Source organism: Microvirga lotononidis (assembly GCF_034627025.1).
Taxonomy (GTDB): Bacteria; Pseudomonadota; Alphaproteobacteria; order Rhizobiales; family Beijerinckiaceae; genus Microvirga; species Microvirga lotononidis.
Genome location: NZ_CP141048.1, coordinates 1679629 through 1705307, shown reverse-complemented (window position 1 = coordinate 1705307; position 25679 = coordinate 1679629). Strand labels below are relative to the sequence as shown.

At 64.6% G+C, this 25679-nt stretch carries 26 protein-coding genes; 13 read left to right on the top strand and 13 right to left on the bottom strand.

From position 1 onward, the window contains the following. Positions 1-87: 87 nt before the first annotated feature. Entirely contained in the window at positions 88-2313 is a 2226-nt protein-coding gene (locus U0023_RS08040; RefSeq protein WP_009490624.1) for a calcium-binding protein, read from the top strand. A gap of 73 nt (positions 2314-2386) precedes the next feature. Here U0023_RS08040 and ppa read toward each other — a convergent pair whose 3' ends face one another. Together ppa and U0023_RS08030 are read right to left on the bottom strand one after the other, a co-directional pair. Further along, on the bottom strand, positions 2387-2920 hold the full coding sequence (gene ppa / locus U0023_RS08035) for an inorganic diphosphatase (protein ID WP_009490622.1): 534 nt from the start codon (positions 2918-2920) through the stop codon (positions 2387-2389). 282 nt (positions 2921-3202) lie between these two features. Next, a complete protein-coding gene (locus tag U0023_RS08030) occupies positions 3203-3709 on the bottom strand; it encodes a GNAT family N-acetyltransferase (RefSeq protein WP_009490621.1) in 507 nt (168 codons plus the stop codon). A gap of 262 nt (positions 3710-3971) precedes the next feature. Here U0023_RS08030 and U0023_RS08025 point away from each other — a divergent pair, with 262 nt between their 5' ends. Beyond that, complete coding sequence (locus U0023_RS08025; RefSeq protein WP_009490620.1) at positions 3972-5651, top strand: hypothetical protein; 1680 nt, start codon at positions 3972-3974, stop codon at positions 5649-5651. Positions 5652-5721: 70 nt separating this feature from the next. On the opposite strand, the gene acnA is transcribed toward U0023_RS08025, so the two are convergent. Then, positions 5722-8427 carry an aconitate hydratase AcnA gene (acnA, locus tag U0023_RS08020; protein ID WP_009490619.1) on the bottom strand — a complete coding sequence of 902 codons (2706 nt, stop codon included), beginning with the start codon at positions 8425-8427 and terminating at the stop codon, positions 5722-5724. Between the two features lie 220 nt (positions 8428-8647). Between acnA and ccmA the strand changes: the two genes are divergently transcribed. From ccmA to U0023_RS08005, 3 genes are read left to right on the top strand one after another with little or no spacing between them, the layout of a single operon-like run. After that, a complete protein-coding gene (gene ccmA, locus U0023_RS08015) occupies positions 8648-9277 on the top strand; it encodes a heme ABC exporter ATP-binding protein CcmA (RefSeq protein ID WP_040638235.1) in 630 nt (209 codons plus the stop codon). Then, positions 9277-9945: a heme exporter protein CcmB gene (ccmB, locus tag U0023_RS08010; protein ID WP_009490617.1), complete on the top strand. Its 669-nt coding sequence runs from the start codon at positions 9277-9279 to the stop codon at positions 9943-9945. The genes ccmA and ccmB overlap by 1 nt, the downstream gene beginning before the upstream one ends. Before the next feature lie 2 nt (positions 9946-9947). Further along, positions 9948-10436, top strand: coding sequence for a GNAT family N-acetyltransferase (locus U0023_RS08005; RefSeq protein WP_009490616.1), 489 nt, complete (start codon positions 9948-9950; stop codon positions 10434-10436). Between the two features lie 3 nt (positions 10437-10439). Here U0023_RS08005 and U0023_RS08000 read toward each other — a convergent pair whose 3' ends face one another. Beyond that, a complete protein-coding gene (locus tag U0023_RS08000) occupies positions 10440-11141 on the bottom strand; it encodes an ArsR/SmtB family transcription factor (RefSeq protein ID WP_009490613.1) in 702 nt (233 codons plus the stop codon). A 78-nt stretch (positions 11142-11219) separates the two neighbouring features. On the opposite strand from U0023_RS08000, the gene U0023_RS07995 reads away from it, so the two are divergent. Further along, on the top strand, positions 11220-11549 hold the full coding sequence (locus U0023_RS07995) for an NIPSNAP family protein (RefSeq protein WP_009490611.1): 330 nt from the start codon (positions 11220-11222) through the stop codon (positions 11547-11549). Continuing rightward, entirely contained in the window at positions 11546-11911 is a 366-nt protein-coding gene (locus tag U0023_RS07990; RefSeq protein ID WP_009490609.1) for an antibiotic biosynthesis monooxygenase family protein, read from the top strand. Before U0023_RS07995 ends, U0023_RS07990 begins: the two co-directional genes overlap by 4 nt. Here the strand turns inward: U0023_RS07990 and U0023_RS07985 are convergent. Next, positions 11895-12881: a M23 family metallopeptidase gene (locus U0023_RS07985; protein ID WP_009490607.1), complete on the bottom strand. Its 987-nt coding sequence runs from the start codon at positions 12879-12881 to the stop codon at positions 11895-11897. The two genes, U0023_RS07990 and U0023_RS07985, sit on opposite strands and share 17 nt — an antisense overlap. Before the next feature lie 190 nt (positions 12882-13071). Here U0023_RS07985 and U0023_RS07980 point away from each other — a divergent pair, with 190 nt between their 5' ends. Genes U0023_RS07980 through U0023_RS07970 form a run of 3 tightly spaced genes read left to right on the top strand, consistent with a single transcriptional unit; the run spans position 13072 to position 14542 of the window. Then, positions 13072-13812, top strand: a complete 741-nt coding sequence (locus tag U0023_RS07980) for a heme ABC transporter permease (RefSeq protein ID WP_040638305.1) — start codon at positions 13072-13074, stop codon at positions 13810-13812. A gap of 3 nt (positions 13813-13815) precedes the next feature. After that, positions 13816-13971 carry a heme exporter protein CcmD gene (ccmD, locus tag U0023_RS07975; protein WP_009490603.1) on the top strand — a complete coding sequence of 52 codons (156 nt, stop codon included), beginning with the start codon at positions 13816-13818 and terminating at the stop codon, positions 13969-13971. Beyond that, on the top strand, positions 13964-14542 hold the full coding sequence (locus U0023_RS07970) for a DsbE family thiol:disulfide interchange protein (RefSeq protein ID WP_009490601.1): 579 nt from the start codon (positions 13964-13966) through the stop codon (positions 14540-14542). The genes ccmD and U0023_RS07970 overlap by 8 nt, the downstream gene beginning before the upstream one ends. Here U0023_RS07970 and U0023_RS07965 read toward each other — a convergent pair. Beyond that, positions 14508-14996 (bottom strand): YaiI/YqxD family protein, encoded by a 489-nt coding sequence (locus tag U0023_RS07965; protein ID WP_009490599.1) that lies wholly within the window; start codon positions 14994-14996, stop codon positions 14508-14510. The genes U0023_RS07970 and U0023_RS07965 overlap by 35 nt on opposite strands. A 137-nt stretch (positions 14997-15133) precedes the next feature. Between U0023_RS07965 and U0023_RS07960 the strand changes: the two genes are divergently transcribed. Next, entirely contained in the window at positions 15134-16477 is a 1344-nt protein-coding gene (locus tag U0023_RS07960; protein ID WP_195904170.1) for an adenylate/guanylate cyclase domain-containing protein, read from the top strand. A 3-nt stretch (positions 16478-16480) separates the two neighbouring features. Here the strand turns inward: U0023_RS07960 and U0023_RS07955 are convergent, their stop codons facing one another. The 5 genes from U0023_RS07955 to fabA all read right to left on the bottom strand — a co-directional run bounded on the left by U0023_RS07955 (position 16481) and on the right by fabA (position 23147). Beyond that, positions 16481-17107, bottom strand: coding sequence for a thioredoxin domain-containing protein (locus tag U0023_RS07955; RefSeq protein ID WP_009490595.1), 627 nt, complete (start codon positions 17105-17107; stop codon positions 16481-16483). A gap of 124 nt (positions 17108-17231) precedes the next feature. Then, positions 17232-19808 (bottom strand): bifunctional diguanylate cyclase/phosphodiesterase, encoded by a 2577-nt coding sequence (locus U0023_RS07950; RefSeq protein WP_009490593.1) that lies wholly within the window; start codon positions 19806-19808, stop codon positions 17232-17234. 390 nt (positions 19809-20198) lie between these two features. After that, on the bottom strand, positions 20199-21029 hold the full coding sequence (gene fabI, locus U0023_RS07945; protein WP_040638301.1) for an enoyl-ACP reductase FabI: 831 nt from the start codon (positions 21027-21029) through the stop codon (positions 20199-20201). Positions 21030-21187: 158 nt separating this feature from the next. Then, on the bottom strand, positions 21188-22411 hold the full coding sequence (gene fabB, locus U0023_RS07940; RefSeq protein WP_009490583.1) for a beta-ketoacyl-ACP synthase I: 1224 nt from the start codon (positions 22409-22411) through the stop codon (positions 21188-21190). Positions 22412-22625: 214 nt separating this feature from the next. Further along, positions 22626-23147: a 3-hydroxyacyl-[acyl-carrier-protein] dehydratase FabA gene (fabA, locus tag U0023_RS07935; protein WP_009490581.1), complete on the bottom strand. Its 522-nt coding sequence runs from the start codon at positions 23145-23147 to the stop codon at positions 22626-22628. Between the two features lie 230 nt (positions 23148-23377). Here fabA and irr point away from each other — a divergent pair, with 230 nt between their 5' ends. Further along, positions 23378-23848, top strand: coding sequence for a Fur family transcriptional regulator Irr (gene irr, locus U0023_RS07930; protein ID WP_009490579.1), 471 nt, complete (start codon positions 23378-23380; stop codon positions 23846-23848). Between the two features lie 47 nt (positions 23849-23895). Further along, complete coding sequence (locus tag U0023_RS07925; protein WP_009490577.1) at positions 23896-24768, top strand: O-acetylserine/cysteine exporter; 873 nt, start codon at positions 23896-23898, stop codon at positions 24766-24768. Here U0023_RS07925 and U0023_RS07920 read toward each other — a convergent pair whose 3' ends face one another. Beyond that, the gene (locus tag U0023_RS07920) at positions 24769-24918 is read right to left on the bottom strand and encodes a DUF3096 domain-containing protein (protein ID WP_009490575.1); all 150 of its coding nucleotides are present in this window, start codon (positions 24916-24918) and stop codon (positions 24769-24771) included. A gap of 74 nt (positions 24919-24992) precedes the next feature. Further along, positions 24993-25526 (bottom strand): SH3 domain-containing protein, encoded by a 534-nt coding sequence (locus tag U0023_RS07915; protein ID WP_009490573.1) that lies wholly within the window; start codon positions 25524-25526, stop codon positions 24993-24995. Positions 25527-25679 lie beyond the last annotated feature (153 nt).

Genomic DNA, 25679 nt, shown 5'->3' with positions numbered 1-25679 from the left:
TCATCCGAACGTCGGAGAAGGTTCTTTCGCATCGTTACTTCATAACGTATAAACCCTCCATGACCGGCTCGGTCCGAGGGTTCTCTCATGACGGAAATCTACAAGGCCATTCTTCAAAGCTCCGACCTCTCGGCCGGGGCCGACAACCAGATCCAGTACAAGCATTTGACGGCCGAGACGGGGACGACCTTTCTCGGATGGAGCCTGTCCGATCCCGACAGCGACGCCGGCGGCATCAAGGCGACCGCCAGCCACCGCCTCATCGTCGCCTACGACATCACCCTGAACGTCAAGCTGAACGCCCTGGAGTTCTCCGGCGCAAGCAACACCGTCTACAATGAAGGAAAAATCACATCCGGGTCAGGGACCGGCCTGCGCTTCCTGGGCACCGGCACCCACACGGTCAGCAACGTTCTGCACGGAACCCTTCCGACGAGCGCCTCCAACCTGAGTTCTCTGCAAGGCGGCAGCATTTCCGGCGTCGTCGGGATCGACCTGACCCCGACGGGCAGTACTTCGAGCCGGCTGGACCTCTTCAATTCAGGCCTCGTCCAAGCATCCTCCGGCACGATCATCATCGGCGGCGAAGGCGACGACCGGGTCATCAATGCCGGGTTGTTCCTGACGACGGCAGCCGACGGCTCTCTCCTCGTCGATCTGAAGAACGGCAAGAACTTTTACGACGGGACCGCCGGCAGCTATCTGGCTTCCGCCGGCACGACCTTGAGCGTCACGATCAAGGGCGGAGCAGCCGAGGACACGTTTTATGGCGGCGCGGTCGGCGAAACCTTCATCGGCGGAACGGGCGTCAACATCATCAACGGCGGCAGTTCCACCAGTGCCACCCAGAAAGACACGGTCGATTATTCGTGGGCTTCGGCGGCACTCAATGTCAGCCTGGACCGCGCCTTCTCGCAATGGACCGGCGTCTCGACCGATCTCCTGGTCAACATCGAAAACCTCACCGGCGGCGCCTTCAACGATACGCTCACCGGAGACAGCTATGCCAACGTGCTCAAGGGCGGGGCGGGCAACGACACGCTGGAGGGCGGCTACGGCGACGACGTGCTCGACGGCGGCAGCGACCAGAACGAAATCAACACGGCCTTCTTCTCCGGCAGCCTTGCCACGACCGTCGATCTTGCGATTCAAGTTGCGCAAAACACCGGCTATGGCCTCGACACCCTGATCAACATCCGCAACGTCGAAACCGGCGGAGGCGCGGACAAGCTGAGCGGAGACGCCAGGAACAACCTTCTCAAGAGCGGAGCCGGCAACGACAGGATCGAAGGTCGCGGCGGCAAGGACACGCTCGAGGGCGGGTCCGGAGCCGACACCCTCGTCGGCGGAGCGGGCGACGACACGCTCGATGGCGGGAGCGGCGAGGATACGGCGGAATTCTCCGGCAACCGCTCCAACTACACCTGGAGCAAGAATGCGGATGGCAGCTACACGATCATCGACAACACGGGTCAGGACGGCACCGACCTTCTCAAGGACATCCGCATCCTGAAATTCGCCGACACCAAGGTTGCGCTGTCCAACGCCGCACCGTCGTCGATCTTTCTGTCGAGTTCGAGCATTTCCGAAGCGGCGGCGTCCGGCAAGATCGCTGACATCTACGGTTCCGATGCCGATGGCGACACGCTGACCTACACGCTCATGGACAGCGCCGGAGGCTTGTTCTCCATCGACGGTGACAAGCTTTTCCTCAATCGCGCACTCGATTACGAGACGGCGAAGCAGCACATCGTCTCCATCAAGGCCACGGACCCCTATGGCGGCGAATTCACCAAGGCCATCACGATCGGTGTCCGGAATGTGACCGAGACCACGCCGCTCACCCTCAGGGGAACCGCAGGCATCGACACCCTATCGGGCGAGTCCGGCAACGATCACCTCTCGGGCTTGGCCGGGAACGACCAGCTCAACGGTTACGAAGGCGACGACACGCTCGTGGGAGGCAACGGCAACGACATCATGCTCGGAGGGAACGGCAAGGACGTGTTCGTGTTCGACACCAAGCCCAACGTGAAGACGAATGTCGAATATCTCTACGACTTCAACGTCGCGGACGACACGATTCACCTCAAGCTGTCAGCCTTCAAGGGCATCGGCAAGAAGGGCTGGCTCTCGAAGTCCGCGTTCTGGACGGGCGACAAGGTGCACGATTCGAACGACCATATCCTCTACAACAAGAAGACCGGCGCTCTCTTCTTCGACCCCGACGGCACCGGCTCCAAACCGGCGCTGCAGATTGCCGTCCTGCCCACCAAGCTCAAGCTGACCCACAAGGATTTCTTGATCGTCTGACGGTCCGCCCAGGTATCAAACGACAAAGGCCGGGCTCATGCCCGGCCTTCTTCTCTTCTCAAAACGTAACTTCTCAGCCCTGTTTCTTCGCCCGCTCGATCGCCTCGACGATCAGGCGGCGGGCTTCCTCGGCGTCGCCCCAGCGAATGATCTTGGCCCATTTGCCGGGCTCCAGATCCTTGTAGTGCTCGAAGAAGTGCTCGATCTGCTTGATGGTGATCTCGGGCAGATCCGTATAGGTCGCCACCCGGTCGTAGCGCTGGGTGAGCTTGCTCGACGGAACGGCGATGATCTTCTCGTCCTGGCCGCCGTCGTCCTCCATCACGAGAACGCCCACGGGGCGCACGTTCATGACGGCGCCCGGCGCGATGGCGCGGGTGTTGGCGACGAGCACGTCGCAGGGGTCGCCGTCGCCCGAGAGGGTGTGGGGAATGAAGCCGTAATTGCCCGGATACCGCATGGAGGTATAGAGGAAGCGGTCGACGAAGAGCGCGCCGGATTCCTTGTCCATCTCGTACTTGATGGGCTCGCCGCCGAGGGGCACTTCGATCACGACATTCACGTCGTCCGGCGGGTTCTTTCCAATCTTGATCGCGTCAAGGCGCATAGAGCTGTTCTCCGGAACAAGGCTTGAAGCATCCTCCCGGGGCGGCCCTCCTCCTGCCAGGGAGATGGACCGTCACGCCGGGCGATGCGGCAAAAGCTCGTCTTGAGAGCGGCTTGAACCCTTTAGGAGAAAGGCCGCTTTCTGAAGCTTGGACGCCTCACTAGAGCATTGAGGTCAAAAGGGGAACCCACTTTTCGGCCTCATCCGTTCTCCCTCCCGGCAGGAAGCGCTATCGGCGGCGGAGACCGACGACATTGTCGCGGGCCGATGACCCGAGGGCCGTCACCGGAAGAGATAGGCCACCTTGGCGAGCGGCGTTCCGCCGATCCGCTCCTCGACCCGGGAGATCGTCCGCCCACCCATGCCCGCATAGAAGGCGCAGGCGCGCTCGTTGTCCTCGAGCGCCCAGACCACGATCCTGTCCATCTCGCGCGCTTTCAGGTCGTTGCGCACGGCATTGAACAGGCGCCGGCCGAAGCCGACGCCCTGGTATTCCGGCAACAGGTAGAGCTCGTCGATCTCCCCGTTGGCCGGCAGCGACCGGTCGCGGCAGCGGCCGTAGGAGGCATAGCCGACGGCGCCCTGGCCTAGGTCGAGGACGACCAGCGGACGCCCGCGCGACACGGTGGAACTCCACCAGCGAGCGCTGCGCCGAGAGAACATCTTGTCGAGGGTCACGCCGGGGATGATGCCGAGATAGGCTTCCCGCCAGGCGGCGTCGAAGACCCGCGAGAGCGCCTGGGCATCCTCGGGCTTGGCGTGACGGATACTGACGAGAAGGTCGCTCATGGCTTTGGCAGAAAAATCGAGAGAAGCAATAATATCAGTTTCCCCGTGGATGGGTTAACGGCGCCTTAACGAAATGGGAAGACCGATGGTGAAAGCGTGGCATTCTCAGCAAATCCAGGGCGTCGGGGGAAGGGCCATAGTGACGCAAGCGGTGAGCGTTCCTGCCGCTTCTGGGAATGTAATGCCAATACAGAGAAAGATTGTCGGAGAGGGAAGTATAATGTTATAAAATAAAACACCGAAATATCCGCTGGCTTCCAAGATGGTCCCGCCCTTCTTCCTGATCTCCAGCTTTGACGAAATGCCGAAGCACTCCTTGTACGGTCACTGCTTTCAGGATGAGGACCTGATCATCGGAGACGTCGGGTATGACCAATATCGGATCACACGAAAGGCCGAGATCCGGCCTGGGCAGGACGGCTCTTATATCGTCGTCAATTCCTCCGATCGGGAAACGACCATAGGGACCGATCACAGTGGCTATTATAAGCTGTTTCTCTATCGTCACCGTGAGGATTGGGCTCTTTCGAATTCCCTGATCGAACTAGCGAGATTTGCTGCGGGCAAGAACCTGCCTGTGACGATCGATGAAAGTCATCTCTCGACATTTTTCATTACCGGCCCATTCGGCAATCAGCTCACCTCCCTGCGAACCAGTGTCAAGGAGATCCGGCTGGTCCCTTCCACCAGGGAGGTCGTCATTCCGAAGTCTCCCGGGCCGGGAGTGACGCTTCGCCCGACAGCCAGGACCGAAGAGCAGGGCAGGAGCTACTCGGATGGCATCCGTGAGTACCTCAGGGTCTGGACAGGCCGCATGGCGGCCTTGCTGCAATCGGACATGATCGTGGAGAGCGAACTGACTGGAGGTCAGGATTCCCGTGCGGTGCTTGGGTTGCTGCTTGCGGGGGCTCAACGGGCAGGGCGAGATCTTATCCAGAAAGTGAATTTCGTCACCCATCCGGGCGCGCAGGCGGATCATGCAGTCGCTCGCCAGATTGCAGAGCATTTCGGTCTACGTTTCATGGACAGAGATCCGAGCCGTCGGAAACACGTTCGGACCGAATTGTCGGAAGCCTACCAGAAATGGAAGTCCCTGTGCCTTGGCGTATACGCCCCGATCTATTTTCCTGGGCAGCGTCCGGTACCGAATGCGGTCGCACTTGGCGGGGCCGGCGGAGAGGGACACCGGAATTTCTACAAAGGTCGTGGCATCGAGGATTATCTCGATAGACGCCGGCACTCTGTGCCGTCGTCGAAGCATTTCAACAAACTGAAGCAGGACATCATCGAGGATCTCGCATTCCTCCGTCAGGGGAGCGAGGCTTTGGTTGATCCGATGATCGTCCATTACCGCCATTTCCGTGATCGCTGTCATGGAGGACGAACGCCGCAATACAAGAACCTGATCACGCCGTTATCCAGCGCGATCCTGAGACAAGCATCATCCTTATCCTCACCGGAGCAACTGGATCGCCGGCAAGTGGCTGCAGACATTCTCATCAATGCGAACCGCGACCTCGCATTCATGCCGTATGACATGTCCGACAAGTCGTTCGGCGCAGATCATTTGGCAACGTTGGTGGACGCCAGGGAGGCCATTGATGCCGCCTCCACAGGGGGGCGGACCTTTGCCGAAGAAGCAAAGCCTGAGCAGGCCGGAGATTTCACGAGGGAGAAAGGAATCCAGAAGCTCAGAGAGGATTTCCTCACACATTATGAGAATGTGGAGAAAACCGGTTTCTTCCCGAACAAATACTTGGAGCGGGCAAGAAGAACCGTCGAAGAGGCGGCATCGAACGGAAGCTTCGTCCATGCCGTGGAGGCATGTGCTGTCTCCCATGTCATTCTAGCGGGCGAGCTATCGAGCCTGTCTCACAAGGAACTGCAAGGATCATCGTCTTGGCAGACATGGAAGAATGCGCTCGTCGGGCGCATCCGTTAGAGCGGTTTGAAACAAAAAGGCCCGCTCCCCGATCGGGGAGCGGGCCTTCTCGTATGTCATGGCGCGTGTCTTACGCCGCCAGTTGCCGCAGGACGTAGTGCAGGATGCCGCCGTTGCGGAAGTACTCGACCTCCTCCAGCGTATCGATGCGGCAATGCACCGGCACCCTGCGGACCGAGCCGTCGGCGGAGGTGACTTCCATCTCCATGCGCTGACGCGGCTTCAGTTCCCCCGCGAGGCCCTTGATGGTGATGGTCTCGTCCCCTTTGAGACCAAGGGTCTCCCAGGACGTGCCCTGCTCGAACACGAACGGAGCCACGCCCATGCCAACGAGGTTCGAGCGGTGGATGCGCTCGAAGCTCTCCGCGATGACGGCGCGCACGCCGAGCAGGTTCGTGCCCTTGGCCGCCCAGTCGCGCGACGAGCCGGTGCCGTATTCCTTGCCGGCGAGAACCACCAGCGGAACGCCTTCCGCCTTGTAGCGCATGGCCGCGTCGTAGATGAACATCCGCTCGCCGGAGGGCTGGTGGATGGTGTAGCCGCCTTCGACCACGTGGCCGCTCTCGTCCTTCACCATCTGGTTCTTGATGCGGATATTGGCGAAGGTGCCGCGCATCATGACTTCGTGGTTGCCGCGACGGGTGCCGTACTGGTTGAAGTCGGCGACGCGCACCTGATGCGACTGCAGGTATTCACCGGCCGGCGAAGCGGCGCGGATGTTGCCTGCGGGCGAGATGTGGTCGGTTGTGATCGAATCCTGGAAGAGGCCCAGGATCCGGGCGTTCAGGATATCCGTGACCGGCTTCGGCTCCTTGGTCATGCCCTCGAAATAGGGCGGGTTCTGCACATAGGTGGAACCCATGTCCCACTCGTAGGTGAGGCCCGGCTCGAAGGTGACCTTCTTCCAGTTGGCGTCGCCCGAGAACACGTCGGCGTAGCGGGTCTTGAACAGCTCGCTCGTGATCGTGCGGTCGATGAAGTCCTGCACCTCGGCCGAGGAGGGCCAGATGTCCTTGAGATACACCGGCTGGCCGTCCGAGCCCGTGCCGAGCGGATCCTTCGTCAGGTCCACCAGCATGGAGCCGGCGAGGGCATAGGCCACCACCAGCGGAGGCGAGGCGAGGTAGTTCGCGCGCACGTCCGGGTTCACGCGGCCTTCGAAGTTGCGGTTGCCCGAGAGCACCGACACGGCCACGAGGTCGTTGTCGTTGATCGCCTTCGAGATGTTCTCCGGCAGCGGGCCCGAATTGCCGATGCAGGTGGTGCAGCCGAAGCCGACGAGGTTGAAGCCCAGCGCATCGAGGTCGCCCTGGAGACCGGCCTTCTTGAAGTATTCCTCGACGATCTGCGATCCGGGCGCGAGCGAGGTCTTCACCCAGGGCTTGGAGGTCAGGCCCTTGGCGACGGCGTTGCGGGCAAGCAGACCGGCGCCGATCATCACGCTCGGGTTCGAGGTGTTGGTGCAGGAGGTGATGGCCGCGATCACCACGTCGCCGTGGCCGAGATCGTAATTGGCATCGTCCACCTTCACGCGCTTGCCGATCTCGCCTGCCTTGCGGAACTCCTTCTCCATGGCGCCGAGGAACTCGGTCTTGGAGGTGTCCAGGGTGACGCGATCCTGCGGGCGCTTGGGGCCGGCGAGCGAAGGGACCACATCGCCGAGGTCGAGCGCGAGGGTATCGGTGAAGACCGGATCCGGCGTCTCGGCCGTGCGCCACATGTCCTGAGCCTTGGCATAGGCCTCGACGAGGGCGATGCGCTCGTCCGAACGGCTGGTGGTGCGCAGGTAAGCGATGGTCTTCTCGTCGATCGGGAAGAAGCCGCAGGTGGCGCCGTATTCGGGGGCCATGTTGCCGATGGTGGCGCGATCCGCGACCGACATGTCGTTGAGGCCGGGGCCGTAGAATTCCACGAACTTGCCGACCACGCCCTTCTTGCGCAGCATCTGGGTGACGGTGAGCACCAGGTCGGTGGCGGTCACGCCTTCCTTGAGCTTGCCGGTGAGCTTGAAGCCGATGACCTCGGGGATGAGCATGGAGACCGGCTGGCCGAGCATGGCGGCCTCCGCCTCGATGCCGCCCACGCCCCAGCCGAGGACGGCGAGGCCGTTGACCATGGTGGTGTGCGAATCGGTGCCGACCAGGGTGTCCGGATAGGCGGTCTCTTCACCGGTCGCCGTGTCCTTGCGGGTCCAGACGGTCTGGGACAGGAATTCCAGGTTCACCTGGTGGCAGATGCCGGTGCCCGGGGGGACGACGGAGAAGTTCTCGAAAGCGGTCTGGCCCCACTTGAGGAAGCGGTAGCGCTCGCCGTTGCGCTGGTATTCCAGCTCCACGTTGCGGTCGAAGGCCTTCGGGGTGCCGAACTCGTCGACGATCACCGAGTGGTCGATCACGAGATCGACCGGGACGAGCGGGTTGATCTTGCGCGGGTCGCCGCCGAGAGTCTTCATGGCGTCGCGCATGGCGGCGAGATCCACCACGGCCGGAACGCCGGTGAAGTCCTGCATCAGGACGCGGGCGGGGCGGTAGGCGATTTCCTTCTCGTCCTTGCCCTTGTTGTTGAGCCATGCGGCCACGGCCTCGATGTCGGCCTTGGTGACCGTGCGGCCGTCCTCGTAGCGGAGCAGGTTCTCGAGCAGCACCTTCATGGAGAAGGGCAGCTTCGAGGCGCCGGTCAGGCCGTTCTTCTCGGCCTCGACGAGGGAATAGTAGGTGTAGGACTTGTCACCGACCTTGAGGGTCTGGCGAGCATTGAAGCTGTTGTTGAGCGTCACGGCGAATCCTCGCGTGCATTTGGGTTACGAACATGTGTTCGGCCGAAAGCGCGATAAGCGCGCGCCGCTCCGGGGGTGCCCGGACAGGGGAGAAGCGCGCGAGACGGATTGGACGCCTTGGCGCGCGGCGCAGCCGAGGGTGCTATAGATCATTTCGAACCATCCCGCTACACGGTTTAGAACCATTCTGGGGTGCAATCAGGGCAGGGGTCTTAAGGGTTTGCGTCTGAGCGTTAACAAATTGGCCTGCGAACGGGGAGAGCGCCGCATCTTCGAAGGGGTCACCTTCTCCCTCGAGCCCGGCGAGGCCCTGGTGATCACCGGCCGCAACGGCGCCGGAAAATCCACCCTGCTGGAACTCCTCGCCGGACGCCTCACGCCCGCGGCCGGACAGATCCTCTGGGAGGGAGCGGGCGAGCGGACATTGACCGAATGCCTGCATTACGTGGGCCATCGCGATGCCCTCAAGAGCGCGCTCACGGCGGAGGAGAACCTGACCTTCGCCCGCGACTTCCTCGGGCACCCGGCGATGAAGCCGGGAGAGGCGCTCGACGCCGTGGGCCTCGCCCACGCGGCCCGGCTGCCCGTGGCCTATCTCTCGGCCGGGCAACGCCGCCGCGTCGCGCTCGCCCGGCTCCTGGTGGCCGAACGCCCGCTCTGGCTTCTCGACGAGCCGACCTCGGCCCTCGATACCGCGTCCCAGGAGACCTTGCGGCTTCTCCTCGAACGTCATCGAGAAGTCGGCGGCATGATCGCGGCCACGACCCATTCGCCGCTGTTCCTGAGGGATGCGAAGGAAATCAGGATCGAGCGCGCGAGGATCCCTCTCCCACAGAGGGGAGAGGGATGATGCTGAGATCCTTCCACGCCCTCCTGGTCCGCGACCTGAAGCTCGCCGCCCGCGTCGGCGGCTCGGGCGTCATGGGCCTCATCTTCTTCCTGATGATCGTGACGCTGATCCCCTTCGCGCTCGGGCCCGACCTCAACCTGCTCTCGCGCATCGGCCCGGCGATCCTCTGGGTCGCCGCCCTGCTCGCGACCCTCATCGGCCTCGACCGGCTGTTCCAGGCCGACCAGGAGGACGGGTCCCTCGATCTCCTGAGGCTCTCGCACGCGCCTCTGGAGATCGTCGTGCTGGCCAAAGTCGTGGCCTATTGGCTCGTCACCGGCCTGCCGCTCGCCATCGCGGCGCCTTTCCTCGGCCTTCTGGTGGCGCTCTCGCCCGAGGGCATGCTCGCCATGGTGGCGACCCTGCTGGTCGGGACGCCCGCGCTCACCTTCATCGGCGCGGTCGGGGCGGCGCTCACCTCGTCCCTGCGGCGCGGCGGGTTGATCCTGGCGATCCTGGTCCTGCCCTTCATGATCCCGACCCTGATCTTCGGCGTGTCGGCCGCCAACGCGGCCCTGGGCGGGACGATCCCGTTCGCGACGCCGTTCCTGATTCTGGCCGCCCTGTCGCTGATCGCCGCGGTGGTCGGAACGGTCGGGGCGGCGGCCGCCCTGCGCTCGGGGGAGTAGGAATGGCCGGACGCCTCGTCCTGCACCTGCGCCGATCCCTCGACGGTTCCGTGCCGGACCCGGATTGGCCCAAGGGAGCCCGCCCGGCTCCGTTCGATTCGGAACGGCATGCGCAACAGGTCCATGCGCTGCTGAGACAGGCCTATGCGCAAGGCGGCGGCTACGTGGAGCCCTTCGCGATCTGGTGGCCGAGCCTGCGGGATGATTCGGAATATGATCCGGCTCTCGTCTTCATCGCGGTGGACGAGCGGGACAGGATCGTCGGCGTGGCGCAGTGCTGGACGAGCGCCTTCGTGAAGGATCTCGCGGTTGCTCCGGCGTGGCGCCGAAAGGGACTGGGCTCCGCCCTGCTGCACGAAGCGTTCCGCGCCTTGAGGGAGCGCGGGGCTGCCGCCGTATCCCTGAAGGTGGATGCGGACAACCCGTCGGGCGCGCAGCGTCTCTATCGCGCGCTCGGGTTCGAGGAGGTCGAGTCCTACAGGCTCGACTGAGTCTCAGGCGACCTGCGACGCGTGATCCTGCGCCGGCATGAAAGCCGCCTCGAATTGCGCCGCTCCCTCGCAGGTGAAGGCGAGAACGCGCCCGCTCTCGCGCCGGACCCAGCCCCGATCGGTCATGCGGGACAGGATCGCGGCCCCCAGGGCGCCGCCCAGATGGCTGTGGCGCTCGCTCCAGTCGAGGCAGGCGCGGCAGACGGGGCGGCGGCCCTTCTCGAGCTTCGTGAGATCGATGCCGAAATCGGCGAAAAAGGCGCGGCCCTTAGGCGTAAGGGCCAGGTCCTGTCCGCCCTCGACGAGGCCCTGGCGCTGCACGCCCCTCAACAGCGCGACGCCGCGCTCGCCGGCGAGATGGTCGTAGCAGATTCGGGCCGACCGGAGCGCCGCGTCCTTCGGGCCTGTCCTGATCCGGGTGGCGCCCGTGCGCTGGGCCAGGCCCATCAGAGCTTCGAGCACCTGCGCCACATCCGGGCCCGAGAGCCGGAAATAGCGGTGGCGCCCCTGCTTTTCGGCCGTCAGCAGGTTGGCGGCATCGAGCTTGGCGAGATGGCCGCTGGCGGTCTGGAGGGTGACGCCTGCCGCTTCCGCAAGCTCGCTCACGGTGAGCGCCCGCCCGTCCATGAGGGCGGTGAGGATGTTGGCCCGGGCCGGATCGCCGAGGAGCGCGGCCACGGAGGCGATGACGGGTCCTTCCTTCATACTTCGATCATAGCCGAACCATCGATGTCGGGCAATCGGCTATCAGGAGAATGCTTTTCCAAGACAGGAGCGTTCACGATGATTACCTGCTTCATTCGCTACGAGATCGACCCGTTCAAGGTGTCTGCCTTCGAGGAATATGCCCGCAACTGGGGTCAGGCCATTCCCCGCTGCGGCGCCGATCTCATCGGCTATTACGCGCCGCACGAGGGCTCGGCCACCACGGCGTACGGGATCTACAACATCGAGAACCTCAGCCAGTACGAGGCTTATCGCGAGCGGCTGCGTAACGATCCGATGGGACGGGCCAACTACGAATTTGCTAAAAGGGAACAGTTCATCCGCCGCGAGGACCGGGTCTTCCTGCGGGTGGTCTCGGTCCCTCATGCGGAGCTCGTCAAACCATGATCGCGGTGATCTTCGAAGTCTGGCCTGACGGGGATGGAGGACATCGGGATTATCTCGGTCTCGCGGCGGCGCTGCGCTCCGATTTGATGGAGATGGACGGTTTCATCTCCGTCGAGCGCTTCCAGAGCCTGACCGAGCCGGGCAAGCTCCTGTCGCTCTCGTTCTGGCGCGACGAGGAGGCGGTGCGGGCCTGGCGCAACCTGCCCTCCCACCGCAGCACGCAAGGGGCAGGCAGGGCCGGAATCTTCCGCGATTATCGCCTGCGGGTCGCGAGCGTGATCCGCGACTATGGTCTCAACGAGCGCGAGCAGGCGCCCGCCGACAGTCGGGTGGTGCACGAGAACGTCACGGCCTCAGGCTGATCCCGAAGGCCTGCTCGATGGCGGGCTTGCCGTCCCGCTCGACACGATAGATCGCGCGGTAAAGGCCGGGGCGGAAGCCGCCCTGCGGCTGCTTCACGCCGGCGAAGGCCATCCATTGCGCCTTGGCCCGGTCGAGGGGTGGGGCCTTGTTCTGGGCCAGCGGCTTGCCGTCGGGATCGAACAGGGTGAGAATCTGGACGTCGCCGCCCTTGAGCCCGATGGCCCGGACGAAGGCCACGAGGGCGGGGGATCCCGTCGTCGGCGTGTCCTGTTCCGCCGTTCCGGATTCGATGGCGTCCATGGTCACGGGACCGGGGGCGAAGCCCTTGTTGAGGAGGCTGCCGCCCTGATAGGCGAGGGTGCGCTGGAGGGAGGCGTCCCACAAGGACTTGCCGCCGCCGCAGGATTGCTCCGGCGCCCCATAGGCGAAGGGATCGGCCGTCTTGCCGTCCTTGCGCAGGGTGAAGTGCAGGTGCGGAAATTCCGTCATGCCCGACAGGCCGACCTTTCCGATCCGGTCGCCGGCTTTCACGGGGTCGCCCGGCTTCACCGCGAGGCTGCCCTTCGCCATGTGGCAGTACTGCGTCTCCCAGCCGTTGCCGTGATCGATCAAGGCGCCGTTGCCGCATTCGGTGTTGGCGACGCTGTCGCGGCCTCGCCCGGAGACGGAGACATCCTCCACGCCGTCGCGGACCCGCAGCACCTTGCCGTCGGCTGCCGCAACCACATCGACGCCCGCCTTCATGGCGGCCGTGGTCGGCACCCGGATGTCGGTACCGTCATGGGTGTCGTAGGTGAGCGTGCCGCACTGGTAATCGCTCGCGGCCGGCGACGGGTCCCGGTCCACGTAATGCTGGATGAAGCAGGTCCGGCCGACCTCGCAGGCGACGGGGAGGCGCAGGGAGATATCCTGCGCGGCGGCCGGAAGCGCGAGGGTGAGGCCGGCGAGGCTTATGAGTCCAAGGCGCATGACCGCTCCGCAACAGTGATGCGGGAGTATAGGCTGGATCATAAGGCGGATGAAGGGCAGGCCCTACGCACAATTCCGGAATGCCCGGCATCTCCGGGAGCGCCTAAAAGCGCCATTCTGGCGAAAACGTTACGCGGCTTGCGGCGATGTCTCCGTTGCAGGTGCCATTCAAGACCGCTACATCGAATCCATGATCCGTGAGCTTGCCAATCCGACCCGCTTCATGAGCCTCAGCGGCACGCTCCTGCCGTGGGTGGGAGGCTTGGCCGCGCTCGTCATGGCCGTCGGGCTCTACATGGTCTGGTTCACGGCGCCGGCCGATTACCAGCAGGGCGAAACGGTCAAGATCATGTACATCCACGTGCCGGCCGCGTGGCTCTCCCTGTTCTTCTACATGATCATGGCCAGCTCCGCGCTGGGCACCCTCGTGTGGCGGCATCCCTTGGCCGATGTGTCGCAGAAGGCGGCGGCGCCCATCGGGGCGGCCTTCACGCTGATCTGCCTCGTCACCGGTTCGCTCTGGGGCAAGCCCATGTGGGGCACCTATTGGCAATGGGACGCGCGGCTGACCTCCATGCTGGTGATGCTGCTGATCTATCTCGGCATCCTGGCGCTCTGGCGCGCCATCGAGGAGCCGAATCGGGCCGCCCGGGCCGTGTCGATCCTGACCCTCGTGGGGGCGGTGAACGTGCCGATCGTGAAGTTCTCCGTCGATTGGTGGAACACCCTGCACCAGCCGGCCTCCGTGTTCCGCCTCGGCGGGCCGACGATCCATTCCTCCATGCTCGTGCCGCTCCTGGTCATGGCCGTCGCCTTCACCCTGGTCGGCGTGGCGCTGCATCTCTCCGGCATGCGCACGGAGATCCTGCGCCGCCGGGTGCGCACGCTCACCATCCTCGAGGCCGAGCGCCTCGACGCGCAGGCGGCCTGACAGATGTCGCACACGTTCTTCATCGCATTGTCCTACATCCTGACGGCACTGGTCGTCGCCGGATTGATCCTGCGCGCGGTGATCGACCACCGCATCCAGGCCCGCGCTTTGGCCGAGCTCGAATCACGCGGCGTCGGCCGGAGGTCCCGCCGTGGCTGATGTCGTCGAGCGACCGCGATCCCGCCTGATGTTCCTGCTGCCGGGGCTCGTCTTCGGCGCCCTGGTGGTGCTCTTCGGCGTGCAGCTGATTTCAGGGAAGAACCCCGCCGAGGTGCCGTCGGTCCTGATCAACAAGCCGGTGCCGACGTTCAGCCTCGCACCCCTCGAAGGCCTGCTGGCCAACGGTCAGCCCGTGCCCGGCTTCTCGAACGATGATCTCAAGGGCCGCGTGACGGTGGTGAATGTCTGGGCGTCCTGGTGCGCGCCCTGCCGCCAGGAGCATCCGCTGCTGGTCGATCTCGCCAGGGATCCGTCGATCCGCGTGGTCGGCATCAACCAGAAGGACAATCCGGACAACGCCCGCCGCTTCCTCGGCGCGCTCGGCAATCCCTACGCGGCCGTCGGGGTCGACCCGAACGGCCGCGCCTCCATCGACTGGGGCGTCTACGGCGTCCCCGAAACCTTCATCGTCGGCCCGGACGGCACCATCCGCTACAAGCATATCGGCCCACTGACGCCTGAGAATTTCAACGCGTTCAAGGAGCGCCTGAGCCAAATCCCGCGCGCTTGAGCCGGTTGATCGCCACATCGAGCGCCGAGAGGAACGCCGAGCGGTCCTTTTGCGAAAACGGCCTCGGGCCGCCCGTCACCTCGCCCATGGCGCGCAGGCCTTCCATCAGGTCGCGGGTGGCGAGCGCCATGCCGACCGAGGCTTCCGTGAAGGGCTTTCCGGTCGGGCCGATCACGTCGGCGCCGGCCTTCACGCAGCGGCTCGCGAGCGGGATGTCGGCCGTGATCACGATGGCGCCGCGCCGGGCGCGCTCGGCGATCCAGTCGTCGGCGGCATCGAAGCCCGAACTGACCACGATCCGCTTGATCAGCAGGCTCTGCGGCACCTGCAGGAAGGCGTTGGAGACCACGAAGACCTTGACTCCGTGCCGCTCGGCGACCCGGTAGATCTCCGGCTTCACCGGGCAGGCGTCCGCATCCACATAGACGACGATAGGTTGGAACGTCTCGCTCATCGGCCATATATTCCTGTGGGATGCGGGGACGCCGCCGGGATCTTTCCGGCAGGTCACGACGGCGTAACCGATCCGTAATGGGCTTTGAGTCACGTGTCGACCGGACCATATCCATCCTGGAGAGCAGAAAGAAACCCGTGACTCCCCGATCCCGCATCCGTGCCGCCCTGGGCCTGATCGACAGGCTGCGGACGTCTCCCTCCTTAAGCGACGCCACGCACCGGCTGATCCGTGAGGCCGATACGGGCGCGCTTCAGCGGGCCGGGCTCGCGCGCATGGTCACGGCCGGGCTGCTGCTCATGGCGGTCCTGGTCACCACCGCGGGCGTCGAGCTCAGCAATCCCATCGCGCTCAAGCAGGTTTGGGCCGCCGAGCTGACCCTGGTCCTTTTCGGGGCGCAGGGCTGGGGCGGCGCCTGGCTCGCGTCGAAACGGATCGGCATCGAGAAACTGCCGGTCATCACGGCCGTGGTCGACGCGTGCCTCGTCCTCGGCAATCTCGCCTATACCCATTGGGGCCTCGGCATCCCGGGCAGCCTCTTCTCGGTGTTTCCGGTCGCCTGGGTCGTGCCGATCACCATGGCGGCGGCGGCCATTCACTACCAGCCCCGCCTCCAGGCCTTCGTGGCGGCCATCTATGTCATCGGCCTTTCGCTGCTCGCCTTCGGCGGCGGCTACCTGAGCCCGGCCGACCGCCAGGAGGATCTGGCGGAGATCGTCGGCGTGTTCTCCGCCCAGGCCAACATGGTCCGCATCGTCATGGTCTTCGCCGCCGCACTGATCCTGATCCTGGTGGCGCGCCAGGGCCGCCTGATGCTGGAGCGGGCCGTGCGGGAGACGACCTTGCGCGTGACGCTCACCCGCTATCTGCCGCGGGAGCTGGCGCCGATCCTCACCGATCAGGCCTTCGCGTCCCTGCGCCAGGGACGGCGCATTCCGGTGACCCTGCTCTTCGTCGACATCCGGGCTTCGACCACCTTCGGCGAGACCATGGAACCGGCGCAGCTCGCCGTCTTCATCACGTCGTTCCGCCGCCGCGTCCTGCGGGCGGCCTCCCGGCACGGGGGCGTCATCGACAAGTTCACGGGCGATGGGGCCCTGATCCTCTTCGGCGTGCCCGGGGCCCGGGAGGACGATGCGCGCCGGGCGCTCGCCTGCGGCCGCACCCTCCTGACCCTGATCGCCCGTTGGAACGCCAAGCGCAACTTCAACCCGCCGGTGCGCCTCGGGATCGGCATCCACACGGGCGACGTGTTCTGCGGCGTGGTGGGGGACGAAAGCCGGCTCGAATTCACCGTGGTCGGCGAGACCGTCAACATTGCCTCGCGCATCGAGCAGGCGACGAAGACGGCCGATTGCGAACTTCTCGCCTCGCAGGAAACCGTCGTGGCGGCGGGCGAGGAAACCCAATGGGTCGAGGTCGCGTGCGATCCCCTGCCTGGGGTCACGCGCAGAATGGTGCTGATGAAGCCTGCCGGGTGAGGGTTACCCTCTCGCCCGCGCGATCGCCTCGCGCTTCTGCTCCAGGCTCATGCCGCCGACATAGGCTTCCGTCCCGATCAGGAAGGACGGCGTCGCCACGAGGCCGAGATCGCTTCCGGTGGCGAAGGCGTCCTTCATCCAGCCGGTGGTCTTGTCGCTGTTGGCGATCTCGGTCATGCGCGTCCGGTCGCCGCCGAGCTTTTCCGCTTCCGCCAGCGCCCGCTCGCCGTCCACCGTGCCGCGCAAGGCGAACAGGGCGAGATGCAGGGGCAGGTAACGCTCGGGGCCGTAGAGCTGCAGATAGGCCAGGGCCGCGCGCGTCGCCGCGACCGATTGCGGGCTCAGCACGGCGAAATTCACCAGCATGTAGGACAGCTCGGGTTCCGCCTTGAGCAGGTCGGGCAGGCTTTGCGCCGAACGTTTGCACCAGGGGCAGTTGTAGTCGAAATACTCCACCATGATCACGTCGCCATGCGGGTGGCCGATACGCACAATGGAGGGCAGGTTCAGGGCGTTATCGATCAGCTCCACGGGGATCATCTGCGGCTCCGGCGCGGATTGCGCGAAGGCGGGAGCTTTCGTGCCGGACAGGGCGAGACCGGCGAGAAGAACGCGGCGGGACAGGATCATGAACAGAACTCTCGTAAGGTGAGATCCTCGTGACGGTCGAACATGGCGATGGCAAGGCCAAGGTTCGTTTTCTCGCAGACTCGTGAAAGGTGTTCACGCTTGCGAATGCGTGTCGCGCAATGCCTTAAACGCCCGTCCACGACGTGACGAAGGTCGGCACGTCCCCGGCCGGCATGGGCCGGCCGAAATGGTATCCCTGCACGAGATCGCAGCTCATGCGCTGCAGGAGAGTGGCCTGGAAGGCGTTCTCGACGCCCTCGGCCACGACCTCGATGCCGAGATTGCGGCCGAGATTGAGGAGCGCCCTGACGATGGCGGCATCGTCCGCGTCCGTCTCCAGACCGCCCACGAAGGTCCGGTCGATCTTGATCGCATCGACCGGGTAGCGCTTGAGATGCGACAGGGAGGCGTAGCCGGTGCCGAAATCGTCGAGCGCGATCGTCACGCCCTCCGTGCTGAGGGTGCGCAGCGCCCGCTCCACGTATTCGGCGCCGGAGCCGAGGAACACGCTCTCGGTCACCTCGACTTCGAGGCAATGGGCCGGGACGTTCATCCATCGCAGGTCTTCGAGCACGCGCTCGGCATAATTGTCGCGTCGGAACTCGGCGGCCGACGCATTGACGGCGATCCGTCCGAAGGGAAGCCCCGCATCGAGCCAGGCGCGGATATCCTTGAGGATGCAGGAGCGCATGCGCTCGCCGATGGCCGTTCCAAGCTCCGTGTCGTTGAAGGCGGGGGCGATCCTTTCCGGCGATTGGATCCCGTTGCGGGGATGATGCCAGCGCAGAAGCGCCTCGAAGCCGCCGATCGCACCGGTGGCGAGTGTCACCTTCGGCTGATAGAACGGCACGATCCAGTCCGATGCGACCGCCCGTGCCGCCAGCTCCAGGGCCGAATTCGTTCTTTGCGACTCCTCCCGCATGGTCGCGACGAACATTTTGAACGAGCCGCGTCCGGACGTCTTGCTGCGATAGAGCGCCAGATCGGCCTGTTTCTGAAGCTCTTCCGGGCTCATGGCGAAACCGGACGAAATGGTCCCGCCGATGCTCGTGCGGCAGTCCAGAAGCTTGCCGTTGCGTTTCAGGGGCTCCTGCATGCGGGCCAGGATGGTGTCGGCCATGGCGGCCACGTCGCGGTCACCGGCGATGTCGGGCAGAAGCACGGCGAATTCGTCGCCGCCCAGGCGGGCCACGGTGTCGCCGGGTCTCGCCGCTTGGCGCAGCCGCTGCGCGAATTCCTTCAAAAGGTCATCGCCGGCATCGTGACCGAACCGGTCGTTGATCTGCTTGAGGTGGTCGAGATCCATGACCAGCAGGCCCGTGATGCGGGGCCGGCCGGACGGGGCGTCGAGGGCTTGCTGCAGGCGTTCGCGGAAGAGCCTGCGGTTCGCAAGCCCCGTGAGGTCGTCATGGTGGGCCGCCCAGCGGAGGGTTTCCTCCGTGAGCTTGCGGTCATGGATGTCCTCGACGGCGCCGTACCATCGGATGATGGTCCCGTCCCCGCCTCGCCGAGGTGCGGCCCGGGAGCGGACCCAGCGATAGGTTCCGTCCGCCATCCGGAGGCGATAATCCATATCCAGCCTTTCACCCGCCGCGACCGCCTGGGACCAGCGGCGCAAGGAGGTGGACGCGTCGTCGGGATGCAGCGCCCGGCTCCAGCCGGAACCCAGCGCCTCCCTCAGGTCCATGCCGGTCAGGTCGTGCCAGCGCGAGGAAATATCGAGGAGATTGCCCTGCGGATCCGCCGTCCAGGAGATCTGCGGGTTGAGCTCCACGGAATGGCGGTGATGCTCTTCGCTTTCGCGCAGGGCCACGTCGCTGCGCTGCCGCTCGAGAACCAGGGCGGCCAGATGCAGCACGGCCTCCATGCGCTCCATCTCGTCGCAGGTCGGGGCGCGGGGCTCGCCGTAATAGAACCCGAAGGTGCCGAGCACATCGCCCGAACGGGAAAAGACCGGCTTCGACCAGCAGGCCCGCAGGCCATAGGACAGGGCGATGCCGCGCCACTCGGCCCATAGGGGATCCGTTGCGATGTCGGCCACGATGATGCTCGTGCGCGAATAGGCGGCGGTTCCACACGATCCCCTGTCGGGTCCGACCTTCAGGCCGTCGATCGCCGCATTATAGGAAGAGGGAAGGTTCGGCGCGGCCCCGTGCCGGAGCGAGCCCGTCTCGGCATCGTACAAGAGGACCGAGCACCGCGTGCCGGGGAGCTGGGTCTCCGCCAGATGGCAGAGGGCGGACAGGATCTCGCCGATGGGCTGACCGGCCGCGACCATTTCCAGCACATGGGCATGGCCCTGCAGGACGAGTTCCGCTTCCTTGCGCTCGTGGATGTCTTCCGTCGTGCCGTACCAGAACGCGACGGCTCCGGTTTCGTCGCGCCGGGCCGCCGAGCTGGACCGGCACCAGCGGTAAGTGCCATCCGCCATCCTGATCCGGTATTCGCATTGGTAAGGCGTGCCGTCCGCGAGGCTTTCGCGCCTCGCCTCGACGAGACGGGGCAGGTCGTCCGGATGAACAAGCCTCACCCACCCGTTGCCGACCAGGGCTTCGGGCGGCTGGCCGATCCATTCGGACCAGCCGGGACCGACCTCGACGACGTTGCCGTTCGCATCGGCCAGCCAGGGAATCTGGCGGCTTAAGGTAAATGCGTAATGATACAGGCTGTCATAAGTTGCCGGCTGATTCCTCTTCGTCATGAGCAAGTCATGACGAACCAACTCGTTGGCAGAATTAAAACCAACATCTTCATTCCAACGCATGCCGCAAACCGAAACGCCGCGAATATCGAATAAATTCTTGGCCTATATCGCAATGTCTGTCCATCAGGAGGGATGGACTTGCACGGTCTTTCCCAGACCTTGGAGCGGCTGTTCTTTATTGATGATTTATTGATAAGGTTAAGAACGGGCAGGCGCACCGGCGTCCGAGGCCGCGAACCATGAGGCCGGCAACCGACTGCCAAACAGCCTCCGAGGCATCGGATCCCAAAGGCAGGCCTGCCGTTCGGGACCCGATTCGATGCTTGAGCGTTTTGGTCTCGCGCATCTTTTCGCGTGAAACCGGCGCCCGTTTTCGCGCTTGATGCTCTAATCCTCTTCGCCCGTCACGCCGGCGGCGTCCTGAGCCTTCAGGATCTCGGGACGCGGCATCGAGATGATGTTGTAGCCCGAATCCACGTAATGGATCTCGCCGGTCACGCCGTTGGCGAGGTCGGAGAGCAGGTAGAGGGCCGAGCCGCCGATATCCTCGATGGTCACCGTGCGGCGCAGGGGAGCATGGGCCTTCTGGTAGGTGAACATGAGGCGTGCGTCGGAGATGCCGGCGCCGGCGAGCGTGCGCACGGGACCGGCCGAGATCGCGTTGCAGCGGATCCCCTTCGGGCCGAGGTCGGACGCGATGTAGCGCATGGAGGCTTCGAGCGCCGCCTTGGCCACGCCCATCACGTTGTAGTTCGGCATCACGCGGGTGGAGCCGCCATAGGTGAGGGTCAGGAGCGAGCCGCCGTTCCTCATGCGCTTGGCGGCGCGCTGGGCGATCTCCGTGAAGGAGAAGCAGGAGATCACCATGGTGCGGGAAAAGTTCTCGCGGGTGGTGACGTCCACATAGGAGCCCTTGAGCTGCGACTTGTCGGAAAAGCCGATGGCGTGGACCACGAAGTCGAGGCCGTCCCACGTCCTGTCGAGGGTGTCGAACACCGCATCGACGGAGGCGATATCCTCCACGTCGCAGGGAAGGACGAGCTCGGAGCCGAGCGATTGCGCAAGGGGAGCAACGCGCTTGCCGAGAGCCTCGCCCTGATAGGTGAAGGCGAGCTCCGCCCCGTGCTGGGCCAGGGTCTTGGCAATGCCCCAGGCGATGGAGTGGTCGTTGGCGACGCCCATGATGAGGCCGCGCTTTCCTTGCATCAGACCGGTCACTTGGGTCCCCCTATGCATCGGCTCCATCGTGCGACGCCAATTGTTATGAAAGTGTGCATCGCGAGCCGGAAGAATGGTGTGATTCAGCGTGTCCATGCGAGGTCCCCCAGGAATATCCGGGGCATCGCATGGAGCCGTCTCAGGTTTATGACAGAGTCTTATCCGTTGTAACGGCTGAAGACGAGTGTGGCATTGGTGCCGCCGAAGCCGAAGGAATTGGACAGAACCGTGTCGATGCCGGCATCGTCGATGCGCTTGCGGACGATGTTCATGTCGGCGAACTCGGGGTCGAGTTCATCGATATGGGCGCTCTCGCAGATGAAGCGGTTGTTCATCATCAGGAGCGAGTAGATCGCCTCCTGCACGCCCGTGGCGCCGAGCGAGTGGCCGGTGAGCGATTTCGTCGCAGAGATCGGCGGGCACTTGTCGCCCGAACCGAAGACCTGGCGGATGGCCTCGATCTCCTTCTGGTCGCCCACGGGGGTCGAGGTGGCGTGCGGGTTGATGTAGTCGATCGGGTTATGGACGTCCTTGAGGGCCATGCGCATGCAGCGGATCGCGCCCTCGCCCGACGGAGCGACCATGTCGTAGCCGTCCGAGGTCATGCCGTAGCCGACGATCTCGCCGTAGATGCGGGCGCCGCGCGCCTTGGCGTGCTCCAGCTCCTCCAGCACCAGCACGCCGGCGCCGCCGGCGATGACGAAGCCGTCGCGGTTGGCGTCATAGGCGCGGGAGGCCCGGGCCGGAGTGTCGTTGTACTTGGTGGACATGGCGCCCATGGCGTCGAAGAGGTTGGACATGGTCCAGTCCAGGTCCTCGCAGCCGCCGGCGAACATCACGTCCTGCTTGCCGTACTGGATCATCTCGTAGGCATTGCCGACGCAGTGATTCGAGGTCGCGCAGGCGGACGAGATCGAATAGTTCACGCCCTTGATCTTGAACCAGGTCGCGAGCGTGGCCGAGGCCGTGGAGGACATCGCCTTCGGCACGGCGAAGGGGCCAATGCGCTTGGGACCCTTCTCGCGGGTGATGTCGGCCGCTTCCATGATCACGCGGGTGGACGGACCGCCCGAGCCCATGATGATGCCCGTGCGCTCGTTGGAGATCTCGTTCTCCTCCAGACCGGCGTCCCGGATCGCCTGGTCCATGGCCACATGGTTCCAGGCGGTGCCCCGGGCGTGGAAGCGCATGGCGCGCCGGTCGACGATCTCTTCGGGGTTCAGGCTGGGAGCGCCGTGAACCTGGCAGCGGAAGCCGTATTTCGTGTAATCTTCGGCCTTGCTGATCCCGGACTTCGCTTCGCGCAGAGAGGCAAGCACCTCCTGCGTGTTGTTGCCGATGGACGACACGATGCCCATTCCGGTGACGACGACGCGCCTCATAGCCTACCTCTTCAAAGGATCTTCACTATCTGCCTTAGCGGTTCAACACGTAAGGTCGATCCTGCTCATTCTCAACACTGAGCCATGCGAATGGGATGAAAGCGTGATCCCATGGAAAGGCCCCGCCGCTTCGCGGCAGGGTCGGTTCTTTAAAAAAGAATACGCTTTGTCAATAGGATGGGACCGGTGCTGACCTTTGGTCAGCACCTGAAATCTAGCCGCCTGCGGCCGCATCCGCCTGGAACAGGCCGACGCGCATGTCCTTGGCCTCGTAGATCCGGCGCCCGTCGGCCTCCAGCCAGCCGTCGGCGATGCCGAGCACCAGCTTCGAGCGGAAGACGCGCTTGAGGTCGACGCCGTAGACCACCTTCTTGACCGTCGGCAGCACCTGGTCGGAGAACTTCACCTCGCCGACGCCGAGCGCACGGCCGCGTCCGGGCGAGCCGCCCCAGCCGAGGAAGAAGCCCGTCATCTGCCACAGGGCGTCCAAGCCCAGGCAGCCCGGCATCACCGGGTCGCCCTTGAAATGGCAGGGGAAGAACCAGAGATCCGGCCGCACGTCGAGTTCCGCCAGCACATGGCCCTTGCCATAGGCGCCGCCATCCTCGCCGATGGAGGTGATGCGGTCGAACATCAGCATGGGCGGGAGCGGCAACTGCGCATTGCCGGGACCGAACAATTCTCCGCGCCCGCAGGCAAGGAGCTCTTCATAAGTAAAGCTGGACTGGCGGGCCATGCCGGATGCCGATCCTTTCATCGCGTCTTCAACAAGCGGCCCCGAGACGGCCTCGGGACCTGGGTGCGGGCTCTGGTAGCACAGGCTTGGCGATCCATCAAAGGGACCTGAACGGGGATTCTTCATCGTTCCGGGAACCGGCGACGCACCCGGGTTAGCCTTGCGGTAATCCTCTCGCTTTCCTATGATTGTGATGGTAGAAGCGCCCATCCGTTCATTCAGTTCCGCCGATGACCGATCCATTGTCCGCCTATATCGAGTCCACCACCGCTCCGCATCGGAAGGGTTGCCCCGTATCCGAATTGCGGGACAAGCTGCGCCGCGTGGGCTTGCGCCCGACCCGGCAGCGCGTGTCCCTGGGCTGGCTCCTGTTCGGCAAGGGCGACCGGCACATCACGGCTGAAATGCTCTTCGACGAGGCGTCCCGCGCCCGCGTCCCGGTCTCGCTGGCGACCGTCTACAACACCCTGCACCAGTTCACGGAAGCCGGCCTCCTGCGCCAGCTGTCGGTGGACGGGGCCAAGGCCTATTTCGACACCAACCCGACCGAGCATCATCACTTCTTCCTGGAGGAGGAAGGCGAGCTCGTCGACATGCCCGAGACGGCCGCCGTGAGTGTGGCCGACCTGCCGGAACCGCCCGCCGGCATGGAAGTGGCGGGCGTCGAGGTCATCGTGCGCCTTCGTCGTAAAGGCGCTTGAACGAACGCCTCCCTCCTGTCTGAAAAGCGGCTTCCGGTCGGTCACAGATGCCGCTCAGCCATAGCCTCGTCGCCCTTCTCGTCACGGCCATCTGGGGCCTGAGCTTCGTCGTCATCAAGCTCGGCGTCGGCACGATGCCGCCCCTCCTGCTGGCGGCCCTGCGCTTCCTCTTCGCCGCCTTCCCGGCCGTGTTCTTCGTGGCCAGGCCCAAGACCGATTGGCGAAACGTCGTCGCCTACGGCTTTTTCCTCGGCGTCGCCCAGTTCGGGCTTCTGTTCGCGGCGATCAGCTTAGGAATGCCGGCGAGCCTCGCGTCGGTGGTCATGCAGGCGCAGGTTTTCTTCACGATTCTGTTCGCCGCCCTGGCCATGGGCGAGCGCCCCGGACCGCATCAGGTGATCGGCGGCGTCGTGGCGAGCGCCGGCCTCGTGCTCATCGCCTGGCCGCGCATGACCGGCGGCGGTGCCGTTCCCTTCCTCATGACCGTGCTGGCCGCCGCCGCCTGGGGCGTGGCGAACATCGTCTCGAAGCGGGCAGGGCGGGTCGACATGCTGGGCTTCATCGTCTGGTCGAGCCTCGTCGCGCCGCTGCCGCTGTTCGGCCTGTCGCTGTTGCTCGACGGGCCGGCCCAGGTGTTCGACGCGCTGAAGAATATCGACGGGCACACCCTGGCGGCCGTGGCCTATCTCGCCTATCCGACGACGATCTTCGCCTTCGGAATCTGGGCCTATCTCCTGTCCCGCCACCCTGCCGCCACGGTGACGCCGTTCGCCCTGTTCGTTCCCGTCGCGGGAATTCTGGGCTCGGCCCTCATCCTCGGCGAGGCCATGCACCCGATCGAGGCTATCGGCGGGGCGGTCATCGTCCTCGGCCTCGCCTTCAACGTCTTCGGCCGGCGGCTCCTGAGGCGGACGGCCTGATCAGCGCAGCAAGCCGAACCCGACCAACGCATAGGCGATCAGGAAGATGGCCACGAAGATGTTGAGGAAGCGGGGTGCTACGATCGAGGCGATCCCGAGCACGAGGGCGAGGATCGGGAGGATGTTCTTCAGGCTCAGGGAAAGCGTCATGAGGGCGTGTCTTCGGATGAAAGGAAACGGTGTTTCCTTTTTAAGGCTCGAAAGCTTGATAAAACGGTAAAGGCCTATTCCACGGTCTCGTTGGGGTAGACGCCCCAGAGCTTCTCCTGCTGGATGTAGCCGTCCACGTCCCGGGCGCCGTCCAGAACGATCACCACCCGGCACCATTTGCCGTCGCAGCCCTTGATGTTGGTGATCACCCCCGGCTGCAGGTGGGCCGCCACGCCGCCCTTCTCGTCGGCCTTGTCGAACAGGCTGATCGGCGGCTGGTTGCCCTTGGCCCAGGGCATGACGAGCGCCGTGCGCCGGCCCGACAGGAGGGAATGGAGAACCCAGCCTTCCGTGCCCTCCGAGTCGCGGATGCGCCGCCAGGTCTCGTATTCGGCGATGATCTCCACCGGCAGGCCGGCCCGCTGGAACACCCAGGCCGTCCTGTGATCCTTGGATGGCCCCTCGCGCAGGTTCACCCGGTCGGTCTTGAGGCTCACGTAGCGCGGCACCGGCAGGCCCGTGCCGAGACGGCCGCCCGGGGGCTGCTGGGCGACGGCCGTTGCGGCGCTCAGGCTGACAAGAGCAAGGGCAAGGGCGATCTTGCGCATGGTTCCCCCGATAGTGACTTTGTCTTGGGTTGAGGCTCTGGTAGAGAAGCTTGACGGAGACCGCCACGCGGCGCGTCGTCACCTTTGATCGCCGAAGCAGGGTTAAGAGAGCGTGAAACTCTCTGAACTTCGCGGGTTTTCAGTGCCGGGGAC